The following is a 17,015-nucleotide window of genomic DNA, read 5'->3' as shown; positions in this document are numbered from 1 at the left end:
CGCGGGGGCGCTTTTTTAGGTCGGGGATTTATTTTTCCTGCCGTCATAAGGAGGAGATATTGGTGAAGATTGTCGTTTGTGTCAAACAGGTTCCGGAAACCACCGAAGTCAAGATTAATCCCGAAACGAATACTTTGGTTCGGGAGGGAGTCGCCAGCATTATCAATCCGTTTGATATGTACGCTGTGGAAGAAGCCATCCGAATCAAAGAGAAACTAGGCGGGACGGTCACCGTATTATCGATGGGTCCCCCACAAGCCGCCGAATCATTACGGGAGTTAATCGGCATGGGAGCCGATGATGCAATTCTGTTGTCGGATCGGGCTTTTGCCGGTTCGGACACGCTCGCCACGGCTCATGCCTTAGCCAAAGGGATTGCCAAGATCGGAGAGGTCGGATTGATTCTATGCGGCAAGCAAGCCATTGATGGCGACACCGCCCAAGTCGGTCCGGAAATCGCTGAAAATTTGGGCATCCCCCATCTAACCTATGTCAAAAAAGTGAATGAGATCGCGGCTGACCATTTGATCGCCGAGCGGATGAATGAAGAAGGTTATGAGCGGGTTCAGATCCCTTTGCCAGCATTGATCACCGTGGTAAAGGAGATCAATGAACCCCGGCTGCCGTCCCTCAAAGGGATGATGCGCGCCAAGAAAGCAGTGATTACCACTTGGACTGCGGCAATGATCGATGCCGATCCAGCCAAGATTGGGTTGAAAGGCTCGCCTACGTGGGTAAAACGGATTTTCATTCCCGAGCTCAAATGCCAGGGGCAAGTCTTTGAAGGTACTCCCGAGGAGCAGGTTCAAGCTTTGGTTGATGCCATCGTCGGCAGGAAGATAGTCTGATCCGCCGCAGTCGCTCCTTTTTTACGAAATCGGATAGGAGGATTATCATGGGTATCAAAGTTCATGTCGATAAATGTTTGGGCTGTAAAATCTGCATATCCAGCTGCCCTTTTGGCATCATTGAGCTCGTTGACAAAAAAGCGGTCATCAAAGATGGCTGTAATTTTTGCGGTTCATGCGTCTCGGCTTGCAAGTTTCAAGCCATCGAAATCCAGCGCGAGCAGGAGATCACGATTGATAAGACGCTCTACCGCGGGGTGTGGGTTTTTGCGGAACAACGCCAGGGCAAGTTGGCGAATGTGGCCTTTGAGCTCTTGGGCGAAGGGCGGAAACTTGCGGATCAGCTTGGCGAACCGCTGGTTGCTTTGCTGCTCGGCAAAGAGGTCGCCGGGATAGCGCAACAACTGATCGCCCAGGGTGCCGATAAAGTTCTGCTGGCTGAAGCGCCGGAACTAGAGAGTTTTCTCGAAGATCCCTATGCGCAGGTAATCGTCGATCTTGCCCGTCAAGAGCGACCGAATATTATTTTGATGGGAGCGACAGCGACCGGCCGTTCGTTAGCTCCGAAAGTGGCAGCCCGGTTGGGTACTGGTTTGACCGCGGATTGTACTGGTTTGGAAGTGGATGTTGCCGAAAAGAATCTGTTACAGACCCGGCCGGCTTTTGGCGGCAATCTGATGGCTACGATTCTCTGTCCGAATCATCGGCCGCAGATGGCGACCGTCCGGCCGAAGGTCTTCAAACCGCTGCCGGCCGCCTCGGCAAGAACCGGCGAGGTCGTGTCCGTTGATCTCTCTCACAATGTTTGGGATGTTCGGGCGAAAATCCTGGAAGTCGTCAATGAGGTTGGGCCTGCGGTCAACCTGGAAGAGGCCAATATCATCGTCTCCGGCGGCCGGGGATTATGCGATCCCAAAAATTTTGCACTTGTGGAGGAACTGGCGGAAACGCTGGGTGCGGCGGTGGGTGCTTCGCGGGCGGCAGTGGATGCGGGATGGGTTCCTTATTCGCATCAGGTCGGCCAGACCGGCAAGACCGTAGGTCCCAAGGTCTATTTTGCATGTGGTATTCATGGCGCCATTCAGCATATGGCCGGCATGCAATCATCGGATATCATTATTGCCATTAATAAAAACCCGGATGCCCCCATCTTTAAGATCGCGACTTTCGGGATTGTCGGGGATGTTCTGGAGATCCTGCCTTTATTGAATAAAGAGTTCAAAAAGGCATTGGGGAAATAACAAGCTGCCATTCATCCAAATGAAACGACATCCTCCTTTCCATGTGGGAAGGAGGATGTCGTTTCATTACCTCCTTTGGCAATATCTATCGTAGATTCCACATAATCACTGCGACAATTTCAAAATATATTCTTATCGGGGATTAAAAATCAGACTTTAAGTATAATTATACATTACCATTAAATCTGGTTCACCAATATTTAAGAAATATTATTGGATATTGGCTTGCGTGTTATTCGCATCCTATGTATAATTATTAAATAAAGCCTGGTAATTTGAACCAGAAGAGGTCGAGCGAAATGATTAAAGTAGGAATTATCGGAGCGTCCGGTTATACCGGAGGTGAGTTGCTTCGGATTCTGGCGCAGCATCCGAAGGTGGAAGTCGCCGCCATTACCTCCCGGACGCATGAAGGGAAGAAACTGGAAGAGGTCTTTGCCAGCTTCACGGGGTGGAATGGACCGGTTTTCAACGGGTCCGACTCGGCGGATGCGGTGGATGGCTGCGATCTGGTCTTTCTGGCCGTTCCGCATGGCGTGGCCATGGCTTTGGCTCCCGCGTTGCTGGAGAAGGGACAAAAAGTAATCGATCTGGGGGCCGATTTCCGGTTCCGTGATTACCGGATTTATGAGGCATGGTACAAAAAAGAGCATTGCGCGAGAGAAATGACGAAGCTGGCGGCCTATGGCCTACCGGAACTTTACCGCAAAGAGATCCGTGAAGCCCAAGTGGTCGGAAATCCCGGTTGCTATCCGACGAGTGTCATTTTACCCCTGTGCCCGTTGCTGAAAGCAGGCGTGGTCGATCCCGACCGGATTATCATTGATGCCAAATCGGGCGTCTCCGGCGCCGGCCGCAAAGCGGAAGTGGCTTATCACTTCCCGGAGTTGTTTGGCAACTTTAAAGCCTATGGTGTCGCCACTCATCGGCATACCCCTGAAATCGAGCAGGAGCTTTCCCGGTTGGCCGGAAAAGAGGTCGCGGTATCGTTCACCCCGCATCTACTTCCGGTAGCGCGGGGGATTCTGAGTACGCTTCACCTGAGTCTCACCAAAACAATGAACACTGCCGAGGTCGAATCGATGCTCGCCGAAGCGTACCAGGGCGAGCCGTTCATCAAAATTGTCCGTGAACCCCAGTTGCCGGAGTTGAAAAATGTAACCGGCACAAACTGTTGCCATATTGCGGTACGGGTAGACCCGCGGACCCGGCAACTAATCGTAGTCTCAGTGATTGACAATATGATCAAGGGCGCTTCCGGCCAGGCCATCCAGAATATGAACATCATGTGTGATCTCCCGGAGACCATGAGTCTGGTGCAATGGCCGGTGTACCCGTAATGGAGGTGGCATCATGCAAAAGATTTCTGGCGGCGTGACTGTAGCGGCTGGGTTTCAGGCGGGCGGGATCGCCTGTGGAATTAAGAAGAATGGTCAACCGGATCTGGCGTTGGTTTATTCCGAGGCTCCGGCGGTGGCGGCCGGCATTTTCACTACCAATGTGGTGCAGGCGGCTCCGGTCGTCTTTTCGAAACAGCAGTTGCGAAACGATACCGCTCAAGCAGTGATCCTGAATAGCGGCAATGCCAACGCCTGTGTTCCGGATGGCACGGCGACTGCCGAAGCAATGGCTAGGGCGGCCGCGGACTTCTTAGGAATCCCATCCGATGCGGTGCTGGTGGCTTCCACCGGAGTGATCGGCGTTTCCTTGCCGATGACAAAGATTCAACAGACCTTGGCCGGGCGACCGGAATTCATCAGCGCTGAAGGGGGCAGAGCTGCAGCCCAGGCGATTATGACCACGGACACCTTTCCCAAGGAGGCCGCGGTGGAGTTCGAACTGGATGGCCGGACGGTCCATATCGGCGGCATGGCCAAAGGTTCGGGGATGATCCATCCGAATATGGCGACGATGCTCGGCGTGGTTACTACGGATATCGCCATCGATGCGGCGATGCTTAAACGGGCGTTGCGGCGGGCCGGCGATCTTTCTTTCAACCGGGTGACGGTGGATGGCGATACCAGCACCAACGACTGCCTGTTAATCCTCGCTAACGGCAAGGCCGGTAATGCGTCACTGGAGACCGACGGGCCGGAATATCAGTTGTTCCTGGAAGGTCTGATCACGGTCTGCCAGGATTTGGCGCGCCAAATGGCCCGGGACGGCGAAGGTGCTACCAAGCTGGTAGAAATCAAAGTAACCGGGGCCGCTACCGAATCTGAAGCGGTGACCATCGCCAAATCCATCGCCACCTCCAACCTGGTCAAGACGGCGCTCTTCGGTGAGGATGCCAACTGGGGCCGGATCCTGGCGGCCGCCGGTTATTCGGGAGTGACCTTTGAGCCCGGCCGGGTCCGGATTTATCTCGGCGACTTGCTGGTCTGCGAGAATGGCTGCGGTTTGGTGTTCGATGAAGCGCGGGCCAAACGCGTCCTTGAACAGTCCGAACTGTTAATCACGGTCAACCTCGGCGCCGGATCGGCTGAGGCCAGCGTCTGGACCTGTGACCTCAGTTATGATTATGTCAAAATCAACGGCAGTTACCGGACTTGAAACAGTGACGATGTATGTCACAATCCGTTTTTGAACGCCCCGGTGGATTGCGACGCAGTGTTGATTTGAACGTTTGTATTTTAGAGAAGGAGGTGGCCGGAATGGACCAGATTATTGCCAAAGCCGGGGTGCTGGTGGAAGCGATCCCCTATATCCGGACTTTTTACGGTAAGACGTTTGTCATCAAATATGGCGGTAACGCCATGATCAACGAATCCTTAAAACAAGGCGTCATGCAGGATATTGTGTTGATGAAGTTTCTCGGGGTCAATCCGGTCGTGATCCACGGCGGCGGGCCGGAGATCACCCAGATGTTGAACCGGGTGGGGAAGAAAGCCCAGTTTGTTCAGGGCCTGCGGGTTACCGACGCCGAGACCATGGAGATCGTGCAGATGGTGTTGGTCGGCAAACTGAATAAGGAGATCGTCGCCAAGTTGAACCTGATCGGCGGGAAAGCGGTCGGTCTCTCCGGACAGGATGCCAATTTAATCAGGGCGAAAAAGACCCAGCCCACTATGCCCGCAGATTTTCAAGGAGAAATCCCCGATGTCGGCTTCGTGGGGGAAGTGACCGGGATCGATACCACCATCATTGACCAGTTGATTGCCAATAACTATATCCCGGTCATCTCGTCGATTGGCGTCGGTGAGGATGGGGTCAGCTATAACATCAACGCCGACACGGCCGCCGGGGAACTGGCCGCCGCGCTGCGGGCGGAAAAATTGATCATGCTGACTGATGTGGAAGGGATCTTCGAAAATTATGAGGATAAATCCTCGCTTATCTCCGCTTTGCAAGTTGAACATGCTTATGAAATGATTAACCGGGGTCAGATCGAAGGCGGCATGATCCCGAAGGTTCAGGCTTGTATCACCGCGCTAAACCATGGCGTGAACCGGACTCATATTATCGACGGCCGCCTGATGCACTCCATGTTATTGGAGATCTTGACCGACCAGGGAATCGGAACCATGGTCGTTCAGTAAAGCCATGTGATAAAGTCTTTCGAACCGGAAGTTGTCTTGCAAAAAGATTGAATCGACTTTATCACTTGCATGAAGCAATCGCTGTGACCCTTCCGGCTTTTGTAGCCGGACTGATCACAGCTCTTTTAAAAGGCAGGTGTATTGTGATGTCGAATTCCAGCTTGCTCGAGCTGGGGCAGCCGGCGGTGATGAAAAACGTCGGCCGGTTGCCGGTGGTCTTCACCCGGGGCGAGGGGTCGCGCCTATGGGATGCGGATGGCAAGGAGTATCTCGATCTTTTGACCGGGATCTCGGTCCATAATTTCGGCCATTCCCATCCGGCCATCACGGAAGCATTGGTGCGCCAGGCCGGGAAGATTATCCATGTCTCCAACTACTTTTATCTGGAGGAACAGGTTAAGCTGGCGGCGGCTTTGACCAAATTAACAGGTTTTCAGCAGGTCTTCTTCTCCAATAGCGGCGCCGAGGCCAACGAAGCCGCGCTGAAGCTGGCCCGCAAGTATGGCAAGGTCCATTTGGACGGCAAGTATCAGATCGTCACCGCCCGGGATTCGTTTCACGGCCGGACCTTCGGCGCGTTGTCCGCGACGGGGCAGCCGAAGTATCAGGCCAGTTTTCAACCGGTGGTGCGGGGCTTTGTCTACGCTCCCATGAATGACCTCGACGCCTGGAAGACGGCGATCGGCGACCAGAGTTGCGCCATTCTCATCGAATTGGTGCAGGGTGAAGGCGGCGTGGTCCCGGCCGATCCCGAGTTCATCGCCGGGTTGGTCGCATTCTGCCGTGAGCGGCGGGTGCTGGTGATGGTGGATGAGGTTCAGACCGGCTTCGGCCGGACCGGCAAGTATTTTGCCTACGAACATTTCCACTTCCGTCCGGATGTGATCACCGTCGCCAAAACTTTGGGCGGCGGAATCCCCTGCGGAGCATTGCTCGTGGACGAACGGGCCAATCTTTTCGAGCCGGGTGATCACAGCACGACAATAGGTGGAGGCGCCATGGCCTTCGCCGCCGGCCTGGCCGTACTCGATCTGCTGCAGGAGCCCGGCCTCATGGCCGAAGTCATCCGCAAGGGCCGCCATATCCAAGATACCTGGGAAGAATGGCGGAAAGAGCTTCCGGTGATCAAAGGTTCGCGGGGCATCGGCATGATGCTGGCTCTCGATCTGAATATCCCCAGTAAACCGGTGATGCTGAAATGTCTGGAGCGGGGGTTGGTGGTCAACGCAGTCACCGATACCGCCATCCGCATCTTGCCGGCCTTGAATATCCCTCCGGCTGAACTGGATGAAGCTTTGGCCATCATGAAGCAGGTATTGCGGGAGTTTTCCTGAATATAAACGGTGCTAAAATCAATTTCTGAACCAAGGTTTGCTTTTATCGTTAAAACGAACGGAGGAGTCATGATGGAAAAATTAAACAAGGTGGTTCTGGCGTATTCGGGCGGTTTGGATACCTCAATCATCATCCCCTGGCTGAAAGAGAATTATGGTTGCGAAGTGATCGCGTACGCGGCGGATGTCGGCCAAGAGGAAGAGTTGGAACCGTTAAATGAAAAGGCCATCAAGACCGGGGCCAGCAAGATTTATATTGAAGATCTCAAGGAAGAACTGGTGCGGGATTTTGTCTTCCCGATGATCAAGTCCGGAGCGATCTATGAGAACCGTTACTTGCTGGGGACTTCCATTGCCCGGCCGGTCATCGCCAAACGGCAGGTGGAGATCGCCATCAAAGAGGGAGCCGATGCGGTCGCTCACGGCGCCACCGGTAAAGGCAACGATCAGGTCCGCTTCGAGTTGACCTTCAAGGCTTTGAAGCCGGACCTGAAGATCATCGCCCCCTGGCGGGAATGGGATATCAAATCGCGCGACGAGGAGATTGATTATGCCGAGGCGCGAGGGATTCCCGTTCCGGTCTCCAAGGCCAAACCTTATTCGATGGACCGCAACCTCTGGCACATCAGCTACGAGGGGGGCATTTTGGAAGATCCCTGGAACGAGTATAACGAGGATATGTTCATCCTCACCGCCTCTCCGGAACAGGCTCCGGATCAACCGGAGATCCTGACCATCGACTTCGAGAAGGGCGTCCCGGTGGCGATCAACGGCCAGGGTTACGACCCGGTCGCGCTGATCTTCAAGCTGAATGAGATCGCCGGCCGGCACGGCGTGGGCCGGGTCGATATCGTCGAGAACCGGTTGGTGGGCATGAAATCGCGCGGCGTCTACGAGACACCCGCCGGCACGGTGCTGTATGAGGCGCATCACGCCCTGGAGACCATCACCCTGGATCGGGATACCCTGCATTACAAACAGATGGTCGCCGGGCGCTATGCCGAGCTGGTTTACTTCGGCCAATGGTTCACCCCGCTCCGCCAGGCGCTCGACGCCTTTATCGATCAAACTCAGGAGCGGGTGAGCGGCAGCATCAAGGTAAAATTGTTCAAAGGTTCGGTTCAGACTGTCGGCCGGAAATCGCCGTACTCGCTTTACCAGGAGAAACTGGCGACCTTTGGCGCGGACCAGGTCTACAATCAGAAAGACGCCGAGGGTTTCATCAACCTGTTCGGGTTGCCCCTCAAGGTCCAGGCGTCGCTGGACCAGAGCCTGAAAAAATAAGAAGCTATCACTGGCTAAAATTGCGAAGAAGCAGGTCCGAACCTCGGGCTTGCTTTTTTTGGTTTCAAAAGCCAGGTGATAAGTCTCTTCCCAATCGATTCGACCTATAAAAAGTCTAAAAACGCCTTTATCACTTGCTTCAAGCAATCGCTGTGGCTCTTCCCGGCTTTTTAGCCGGGTTAATCACAGCTTTTTTAGGAAATCCCAAATATGGAAAAATTGTAAGCCGATTGGCCGATTTGCCGTATATTCACCGTTCAGGGACGAATAATAAGTTTATCACTTGAACAGATACGGGGGATGCTGATGGAACGTTTGAAGGTGGGAATCATCGGAACCGGAATGGCTCTGGAACGGTTGCATTATCCGGCCTACCAGGAGTTGGCCGAGGAATATCAGATCGTGGCCGTTTGTGACGAAGATCGGGCGAAAGCCCAGAATTGGGCGAAACGTTTGGGACTGTCCGATCAGGACGTATACACCGATTACCGGCAGCTGGCGGGGCGTGACGACGTACAGGTGATCGACATCATGGTGCCAATCGGTTTGAATTTTACGGTTGCCGAGGCGATCGCCCAGCAGATCGCCGGGACCGGAAAAGGGATCATTTTGGAGAAGCCGCTGGCGCCAACGTTGGAACAGGCCGAAAAATGCGCGGCGCTTCCCCAAAAATACCGGATCCCGATGTTGATCGCCGAGAATTACCGGTATAACGAAGATCCCAATCTCATCCGGGATCTGGTGCGGCAAGGCCAGATCGGCGAGGTGGATTACTTCCTCTGGAACCGGGTGCTCAACTACCCCGACGATATGCGGAAGGACGCCTTCCCGGCCAAGGAGTGGCGGCAACATCCCGATTTCCCGGGCGGGATCTTTTACGATACGGCGGTGCACGATATCGCGGCGATTCGCCACGTCTTCGGAGCGATTGACGAGCTGATGGCGTATGGGCAGCAAAAACCGGTCACGCCCGAGCAGTATACCGTGGTCCACGTCATCTTCCGCTTCCAGAGCGGCTTCACCGGCAGCTATGTCTTCTACGCCGGCGGCAAGGAGATTCAGCGGCCTTTAGTCGGCTGGCGGATCATCGGCCAGAAAGGCGAGATCTACCAGGAAGAGCGGGACTGCGGCGTCATCAATCTCACCCTGAATGACGGCAATTCCAAGCAGATCCCCTACCGGCCGCAACGGGGCTACTATAATGAACTGCTCAATTTTTACAAGGCCTACATCGGCGAAGAAGCGATCGCGGTCACCCCGGAGCTGGAGCTGGGCGACGCCCGGACCGTGCTGGCGATCATTGAATCGATGGAGCAGGAGACTCCGGTCCGGGTGGATATCGAAGAATCCTGCACCCCGCACTATCAGGCTGCTCGGGAAAATTATCTCCATCATTAAGCTACTCCGAAAAGCCAACAGGAAAACCGCCGTCGCAGGGAGGCGGTTTTGTTTTTGCATGAAGATTTGAGGAAACCATTTGGAAGTCCCGCGGCGTGTTCCGGTGTACCGGGTTTTTAGGGCGTGTCGGGGGAGGTAAAAGAGATCTTTTGATAGCCGGCCGGGATCTCGAAGACGGTGTCTGCGGCCGGAGTTTCGACGATGTTTTTAAGCTCTTGCGTCAGATTGAAACCTTTGACGCCATGGATTTCCGTCTTGATGGTGAAATTGAGTTTGGTCGCTATCCATTGAGTCATCATGATCTTGGGGTCATTGAAGCGGTATTGAATCACGGTGCAGCGGTAGCCATTCAGCTGTTCAATGCCGATGGTCCTGGTTTCCCGGATATCCTCGGTTTTGATGCCGTAGGACTGGAGATCGGTCTGGGTGCCGAGGTAAGCGGTCTCCAGGAAGGTCCGGTTGGCGGTCTGAAGCGTCCAGACGAGTTTCTGGTCGAGCCGGATGATGGTGATCTGAACCTCGTTTTTAAGCCGCAATTCCTGGCGGATGGCATTGTCCCGGACGTAGATCTTGCCGGAGTGTGCCCGCCCGTTTTGGGTCACCGTCAGATCGGCGGAGAAGGTTGCGGCTTGCGCCCGGTGAGGAATGGCGAGGACCGCCGCGATCATGAGAAATAAACATAAGGTCAAGCGAATGCGCATCGTAGTTTCCTTCCGCCGGACGGACTGCACTGTTAGTGTCGGCCCGACACTATCGGCATGAGAGTGCCTGAAAATTTTCTTTCATTATTATTATCGCGCGAACGCCCGAAATTGAAAAGACGCTTTCATAAAAATTTACGCGATTCCAACCGTTTCCATAAGATATTCGTTGGTTCGCGTTCCGAACTAAAAAACCCGGGCCTTTCTTTGACCCGGGTTTTTGAATCTGGCAACCAGCCTTATTCTTCCTTGCCAGCCGCCTCGGTGCGGTAAAAACCGTTCGCCTCCAGCAAGGTGTGTTTCACCCGGGCGGCTTCGGGAGAGAGGAAGACGTCGTAGGTCTGCGGGTAGCGCAGCCGGCGATATTCATCGGGAAAACAGGTCAGATTGGCCTGGGCCCGCGCCTGCAGCTCCGGCAAGGATACGGGAGCGACCGTAAATTTTCCGCCTTCGGCCATTTTTTGGGAAAGTTCCGTATAATGATCGGCCCGGAACGTGATCTCTTTTTGCAGATTTTCCCGATCGTAAGCCTTGACCCGGCCTTGCTGGACCGGTTCGCCTTCGAGATAGAGAAGGTCGGCCAGCGGATGGTTTTCATGGTCGTAATAGCGGATGATCCGTTTCCGGCCCGGATCGGTGATCTTGGTGATGTTGCCGGAGATCTTGATCCGCGGCTCCCAGCCGCCCGCTTCGTGAATGGCGACCAGTTTGTAGACTCCGCCCAGGGCCGGATAGTCGCGGGAGGTGATCAGATTGGTGCCCACGCCCCAGGAGTTGATCTTGGCGCCCTGCCGTTTCAGGTCGGCGATCAGGTCTTCATCCAGTTCATTGGAGGCTACAATCGACGGATTTTCGAAGCCGGCCTCGCGAAAGAGCCGCCAGGCTTCTTTGGAAAGTTTGGCCAGGTCGCCGGAGTCGAGCCGGATCGAGCCGCGCGGATTCAGCCCCTGGGCCCGCAGTTCCCGAAAGACTGTGATGGCGTTGGGAATTCCGCTGTTGACCGGATCGTAGGTATCGACCAAGAGCGTGATATTGTTGGGGAAAGCCTTGGCATAGGCGCGAAAGGCCTCGGTTTCACTCTCGAAGCTCATCACCCAGCTATGGGCGTGGGTTCCCAGGATTTTGGCGCCGTAGAGTTTGCCGGCGAGCACATTGGAGGTTCCGACGCAACCGCCGATGATGGCGGCCCGGGCGCCGCTCAGTCCGCCGTCCGGGCCCTGGGCGCGGCGCAGGCCGAACTCCATCACCGGATCTCCTTCTGCGGCATAACAGACCCGGGCCGCTTTGGTAGCCACCAGGGTCGGATAGTTTAATGAGTTCAAGAGGATGGTTTCCAACAGTTGCAAGAAGCCGAGCGGGCCTTCGACCCGGATCAAGGGTTCATTGGGAAAGACCACCGAACCTTCGGGAACGGCCCACAGGTCGAAATCGGGTTTGAAATGGGCCAGATACTCCAGAAACTCGGGTTCGAAGCCTTGTTGGCCCAGGTACGCCAGATCGCTTGGATTGAACGCAAAATGGCGCAAAAAGTCGAGGAACTGTTCCAGGCCGGCGCTGAGGGCGAAACCGTTATGAGGCGGCAACGAACGGAAGAAATATTCGAAACAGGCTTGCTGCTCGTGCCGGCCGTACTTCCAGAAGCCATAAAGCATGGTGATTTCATAGTAATCGGTCAGTAGGGCGGAGTCTCTACGCTCCCCCCAGCCGGCAGCGGTATCCGACAGGTTTTCCACTTATTTCACCTCGGCCGCGGTGATAATTTCGGCTCCGGCCCGGGCCATTTCCGCCAGGGCCTGATCGGCCGATCCCGGCGGCACATCCACTCCCCGGACGGCATCGCGGATAACCAGCACCCGGAAGCCTTCCCGCAATCCGTCGCGGGCGGTGGCTTTGACGCAATAATCGGTCGCCAGGCCGGTGAGGTATAGCGTATCCACACCCAGGCTCCGCAGCCGCTCCGCTAAATCGGTTCCTTGGAAAGCGCTATAGGCCTCCTGAGCGACGGCAGTCGCTTTATTGACAATGATGGCGTCTTCCCTGACCTGCAGTCCGGGGTGAAAGGCCGCGCCGGGAGTTCCCGCGACGCAATGGACCGGCCAGGATTGATCGATGAATTGAGGCTGCGCGGCGAAACTGATATGGTTGGCGGGATGCCAGTCCCGGGTATACACCACGGTGTCGAAGCGGGGGAGTAAGCGGTTGATGACGGGAACGACCTGATCGCCCCCGGCCACCGCCAGACTGCCGCCCGGGCAAAAATCATTTTGCACGTCGACCACAAACAGGGCAGACTTCATAATGGTCACCTCGAGGTATGATTTGAATTTTGTCATAATTATTTCGGTATGCGACCGGATTAACCTGCCGTCACTGATAAAAGTTGATCGTTAACTTTTTTTAACCCGACCGCGCCGGAAAAACGCAGGAAGCTTTTGGCGGATCGCGAATTCTCTCAGGTACACGGAGGGTTGGGACGGGGTCACCCGCTGCCAATGATACAGACTGGAGTGAATCGTAAGATGGAAAAAACGCCGGTTACAACCGCAGTTCGGCAATTACGAGCGGCCAAGGTGGCCTTCGCCGATCATCTTTATGCGTATGAAGAGAAGGGCGGCACCGAGGTTGCCGCCAGGGAACTGGGCATCGATGAGCACAGCACCGTCAAAACGCTGGTCATGGAGGACGAGGAGCGCCATCCGTTATTGATACTGATGCATGGCGACCGGCAAGTCTCCACCAAGGAATTGGCCCGGGTGCTCGGGGTAAAGAGCATTCATCCCTGCACGCCGGAGACCGCCACCAAACATACCGGATATCTGGTCGGAGGAACCTCGCCTTTTGGAACCCGTAAGCAGCTCCCGGTGTATGTGGAGGAGAGCATCCTGGCCTTGCCGTTGCTCTACATAAATGGCGGAAAAAGGGGTTATCTGGTGAGTATCAAACCGGAAGATCTGATCCGGGTGTTGCATCCGGTTCCGGTCCGGGTTGGGATTGAGTGAACCGCAGGATTCGACCTTCGGGAACGGAGGCCAATTATGAAAAGGTAGCCGCTAAATCCGCGCTGGTCCCGCCAGGAGCGTGATGTCGTTAAAATCAGTCTTCAACCGTTCAAGATCGATCTTTGGTAATTGAAGGTCGATCTTCAGTCATTCAAGATCGATCTTTGATGGTTGAAGATCAATCTTCAGTTACTCAAGATCGATCTTGGATGGTTGGAGATCGATCTTCAGTCGCTCAAGATCAATCTTGGATGATTGAAGATCAATCTTCGGTTATTCAAGATCGATCTTGGATGGTTGAAGATCGATCTTTCGTTATTCAAGCTCGGTCTTGGATGATTGAAGATCCGTCTTCCATTCCCCCCAAGGAATCCTCATCCGCCGCTTCAATTTATTCCGGAGAGAAATGATGGTTCATAACCCAAAATGCAGTCGGGTCAAGGGATCCCGGAACCGATTGCATAATTCATTAAAGTTCTGGCTTCCTCTGCCGATAAATATACAAATATCATTATCTACCAGGAAATATATTTCATTTAATATATTCCAATGAATCATTATCCGAAACACAGAAGAACAAATTGGACATGGGAGGGAAGGGGAAAAGCATTTTTTAGCTACTCAGTCGGGATGTAGTGAAGCGAATGAGAATGTGGGTTATGAAAAAAGTTGGAGGAGAGCGAGATGAACGGAGGAAAATATCTGACCTTCGGCCTGGGGAACGAAGGGTATGGAATCCCGATTCGGCAAGTTAGAGAGATCATCGGAATGATGGAGATCACACCGATCCCTAAAACCCCCGTGTTTATCAAAGGAATCATTAACCTGCGCGGTAAAATCGTGCCTGTCGTCGACCTGCGCTTGAAGTTCGGCCTTCCCGAACAGCTGTATTCCGACCGGACTTGCATTATCGTGGTGGAGATTCAATCCGGCGGCCAGCAACGGCTCTTCGGCCTCGTGGTGGATATGGTCTTAGAAGTTGTCAATGTCCAGGCTGGCGATGTCGAACCCCCCGAGCAATACGACAGCGTCATTGACGGCAAATTCATGACCGGGATCGGGAAGTTAAAAAATAAAGTGATTGTCTTGCTGGAAATGGATCAAATGTTGGCTCAGGAAGAGCTGACCAGTTTAAAAGAAACTAAAGGAGTGGTCGAAAATGCTTAAACGATTGAAACTCAGTGCCAAATTGATCCTTAGTTTTCTATTGGTCTCTTTAATCACGCTTGTCTTAGGAATCATCGGATGGGGTGGTCTCCAGAGGGTCGGTGAAAATTTAAATCAGATCAGTAATAATATGCTTCCTTCCGTTCAAAACCTCTTGACGATCGAATCGGGAATGAATAGTATTCTGGCAGCCGAGCGTTCAATGCTGATTGCACCCAACCGGGATGAGATGGAGTTTCAGAAGAACCGGATGACGACGATTTGGAAACGCATCGAGCAATGTTCGAAAGAATACGAGCCGCTCATTTCATTGAAAGGGGAACGAGAACTATGGGTGGCTTTGCAATCGGTATGGAGTATTTGGAAAGAAAGTCATGAACAAGTAGTTGAGCAAGCTCTTTTGAATACTACCGCTTCAAAACAGAAAGCGCTGGAGATCTCCTATACGATTGCCCGCCAGAATTTTCTAAAATCCGAGGAAATACTGGCGAAGCTGATTGCCATGAATCGGCAAGCGGCAAAGAACGAAAGCAGCGCTGCGGATAACCAACAAAGAACTACTTCGATCATCATTGTTATCAGCATTGCGCTGGGACTTTTATTATCTTTGGGATTGGGCTATTTCCTAAGTACCTCCATTAGCAAGTCCATCAAAAATAGCGTGGACAGTCTTTCCGAGAGTGCGACCCAAATTGCCGCAGCTTCCACTCAACTCTCCTCCACCAGCCAGCAATTGGCGGAAGGCAGCTCGGAACAGGCCGCCGCGATCCAGGAAACATCCACTACGCTGGAACAGACATCCTCGATGGTCCAGCAGAACTCGGAAAATACTCACCAGGCGGGTTTGTTGTCCAAGCAGACCATTGAATTTGCGGAACGCGGCAACCACGAGATGGAGCAGATGATGACTTCGATGAACGAGTTAAAACGCTCCAGCGACCAGATTGCCAAGATTATTAAGGTCATCGATGAGATTGCCTTTCAGACCAATATTCTAGCCCTGAATGCGGCTGTGGAAGCGGCGCGCGCCGGGGAAGCCGGCATGGGATTCGCCGTCGTGGCCGAGGAGGTCCGGAATCTGGCTCAGCGCAGCGCCCAGGCGGCTAAAGATACCGCTGCCATCATTGAAAACAATATTGAATTGGCTGCCAAGGGCGTGACCGTTTCCGAGCGGGTTCAAGAGGCGCTGGTCTCCATTACTCAACAAGCCAAAAAAGTGAATGAATTGATGGAAGAGATCGTGGTCGCCAGTCAAGAGCAGTCTCAGGGGATTATGCAGGTGAATAAGGCCATTGCCCAGATGGAGACGGTCACCATGTCCAATGCAGCGGGAGCCGAGGAAAGCGCTTCCGCCGCCGAAGAACTCAATGCCCAAGTCTATAATACCCGGGAAATTGTACAGCAGCTCAAAGGATTGGTGGACGGCCTCGCCGCCGCCGATGCGGGTTACCCGACGGAGCGTTTGGCCGCCAAGCCTTCTTTGCAACGGCCGAAGTCTGGCGGGAACTCCGCTCCGGGAAAGATGCTTCAGGATACTGCCGAGAAAAACTCGTTTTCCAAAAAGACGACGCAAATTGTGGATCCCGAACAAGTCATCCCGTTAAAAGACGATCTGAGTGATTTTTGATATGGACCCAACGAATCATTTGAATGAAGGGCAATTTCAAAAATTCAGCCGGCTAATCTATGACCAGTTGGGGATCCATATTCAATCGGTCAAGAAAGAAATGCTGAAAACGAAATTGGATAAGTTAATGCGCCAGCAGGGGATCGCGTCATACGATGAGTATTATCAACGTTTGACGCGGGACGGGAAACCTGAAGACTGGGTCCGTTTTTCCGATGAGATCACGATTAATAAGACTGATTTTTTTCGTGAAAATCACCATTTTGAGTTTATTCAAAAACAGCTGCAAAATATCATGGATCTCAATCCGCGGATTCAGAAGGAAGGGATGATCCGGGTTTGGAGCGCCGGTTGTTCCACCGGGGAAGAACCTTATACGCTGGCGATGGTATTGCGGGAAACCTTGCCGGCGGCGATCCAGGTTAAAATCTTAGCCACCGATTTGAGTCACCGGGTTTTGGTCGCCGCTCAACGAGGCGTTTACAACGCGGCAGATGTGGCGGTGATCAATCCCTATTATTTGCAGCGTTATTTTAGCCGGCAGCGCGATGCCTGGAAGGTTACCCAGGAAATAAAAGACTTGATTACCTTTCGCCAGTTTAATTTGATGGATCATTTTCCGTTTCAAAATAAGTTTGACATGATTTTTTGCCGGAATGTAATGATTTATTTTGATCCGCAGACCCAGCAAGATTTGGTAAATCGTTTTTACGATGTTTTAATCCCGGGCGGCCTGTTTTTTATCGGCCATTCCGAAAGTCTGACCAATAAGCGACATCATTTTCAGTATTTGCAACCGACCATCTACCGGAAGAATACGAAGGCCGGCGGGCGGTACATTAGTTGAATTGGGATGCATCAAGTCCCGAAAGCAGGA

16 protein-coding genes are annotated in these 17,015 nt (G+C 53.4%); 13 read left to right on the top strand and 3 right to left on the bottom strand.

The features are described 5' to 3' along the window. The first annotated feature begins 62 nt into the window (after positions 1-62). The 8 genes from EDC14_RS14925 (at position 63) to EDC14_RS14890 (ending at position 9,644) form a co-directional block, all read left to right on the top strand. Positions 63-848, top strand: a complete 786-nt coding sequence (locus EDC14_RS14925; protein ID WP_132015111.1) for an electron transfer flavoprotein subunit beta/FixA family protein — start codon at positions 63-65, stop codon at positions 846-848. A gap of 47 nt (positions 849-895) precedes the next feature. Further along, complete coding sequence (locus tag EDC14_RS14920) at positions 896-2,089, top strand: electron transfer flavoprotein subunit alpha (RefSeq protein ID WP_132015110.1); 1,194 nt, start codon at positions 896-898, stop codon at positions 2,087-2,089. 299 nt (positions 2,090-2,388) lie between these two features. After that, entirely contained in the window at positions 2,389-3,429 is a 1,041-nt protein-coding gene (gene argC, locus EDC14_RS14915) for an N-acetyl-gamma-glutamyl-phosphate reductase (protein WP_132015109.1), read from the top strand. A 13-nt stretch (positions 3,430-3,442) separates the two neighbouring features. Continuing rightward, positions 3,443-4,642 carry a bifunctional glutamate N-acetyltransferase/amino-acid acetyltransferase ArgJ gene (gene argJ / locus EDC14_RS14910; protein ID WP_132015108.1) on the top strand — a complete coding sequence of 400 codons (1,200 nt, stop codon included), beginning with the start codon at positions 3,443-3,445 and terminating at the stop codon, positions 4,640-4,642. Positions 4,643-4,743: 101 nt separating this feature from the next. Further along, positions 4,744-5,628 (top strand): acetylglutamate kinase, encoded by an 885-nt coding sequence (gene argB, locus EDC14_RS14905; RefSeq protein ID WP_132015107.1) that lies wholly within the window; start codon positions 4,744-4,746, stop codon positions 5,626-5,628. 146 nt (positions 5,629-5,774) lie between these two features. After that, entirely contained in the window at positions 5,775-6,962 is a 1,188-nt protein-coding gene (locus EDC14_RS14900; RefSeq protein WP_132015106.1) for an aspartate aminotransferase family protein, read from the top strand. Positions 6,963-7,034: 72 nt separating this feature from the next. Beyond that, complete coding sequence (locus EDC14_RS14895) at positions 7,035-8,246, top strand: argininosuccinate synthase (protein ID WP_132015105.1); 1,212 nt, start codon at positions 7,035-7,037, stop codon at positions 8,244-8,246. A gap of 306 nt (positions 8,247-8,552) precedes the next feature. Further along, on the top strand, positions 8,553-9,644 hold the full coding sequence (locus tag EDC14_RS14890; RefSeq protein WP_132015104.1) for a Gfo/Idh/MocA family protein: 1,092 nt from the start codon (positions 8,553-8,555) through the stop codon (positions 9,642-9,644). 116 nt (positions 9,645-9,760) lie between these two features. On the opposite strand, the gene EDC14_RS14885 is transcribed toward EDC14_RS14890, so the two are convergent. The 3 genes from EDC14_RS14885 to EDC14_RS14875 form a co-directional block, all read right to left on the bottom strand. After that, positions 9,761-10,345 (bottom strand): DUF4412 domain-containing protein, encoded by a 585-nt coding sequence (locus EDC14_RS14885; protein WP_132015103.1) that lies wholly within the window; start codon positions 10,343-10,345, stop codon positions 9,761-9,763. Between the two features lie 239 nt (positions 10,346-10,584). Next, positions 10,585-12,078 carry a nicotinate phosphoribosyltransferase gene (locus EDC14_RS14880; protein ID WP_243662942.1) on the bottom strand — a complete coding sequence of 498 codons (1,494 nt, stop codon included), beginning with the start codon at positions 12,076-12,078 and terminating at the stop codon, positions 10,585-10,587. Beyond that, the gene (locus EDC14_RS14875; protein ID WP_132015102.1) at positions 12,079-12,642 is read right to left on the bottom strand and encodes a nicotinamidase; all 564 of its coding nucleotides are present in this window, start codon (positions 12,640-12,642) and stop codon (positions 12,079-12,081) included. 222 nt (positions 12,643-12,864) lie between these two features. On the opposite strand from EDC14_RS14875, the gene ybaK reads away from it, so the two are divergent. From ybaK to EDC14_RS14850, 5 genes are all read left to right on the top strand, one after another. After that, a complete protein-coding gene (ybaK, locus tag EDC14_RS14870) occupies positions 12,865-13,344 on the top strand; it encodes a Cys-tRNA(Pro) deacylase (RefSeq protein WP_132015101.1) in 480 nt (159 codons plus the stop codon). Positions 13,345-13,511: 167 nt separating this feature from the next. Further along, positions 13,512-13,754, top strand: a complete 243-nt coding sequence (locus EDC14_RS14865; RefSeq protein ID WP_132015100.1) for a hypothetical protein — start codon at positions 13,512-13,514, stop codon at positions 13,752-13,754. A gap of 274 nt (positions 13,755-14,028) precedes the next feature. Further along, complete coding sequence (locus tag EDC14_RS14860; protein WP_132015099.1) at positions 14,029-14,511, top strand: chemotaxis protein CheW; 483 nt, start codon at positions 14,029-14,031, stop codon at positions 14,509-14,511. Further along, positions 14,504-16,138, top strand: a complete 1,635-nt coding sequence (locus EDC14_RS14855; RefSeq protein WP_132015098.1) for a HAMP domain-containing methyl-accepting chemotaxis protein — start codon at positions 14,504-14,506, stop codon at positions 16,136-16,138. The genes EDC14_RS14860 and EDC14_RS14855 overlap by 8 nt, the downstream gene beginning before the upstream one ends. Before the next feature lies 1 nt (position 16,139). Continuing rightward, the gene (locus tag EDC14_RS14850) at positions 16,140-16,985 is read left to right on the top strand and encodes a CheR family methyltransferase (protein WP_132015097.1); all 846 of its coding nucleotides are present in this window, start codon (positions 16,140-16,142) and stop codon (positions 16,983-16,985) included. Positions 16,986-17,015 lie beyond the last annotated feature (30 nt).

Source organism: Hydrogenispora ethanolica, from assembly GCF_004340685.1.
GTDB lineage: Bacteria > Bacillota > UBA4882 > UBA8346 > UBA8346 > Hydrogenispora > Hydrogenispora ethanolica.
Note: the sequence above shows the minus strand (reverse complement) of the source record. Positions and strands in the feature narration are given on the sequence as shown.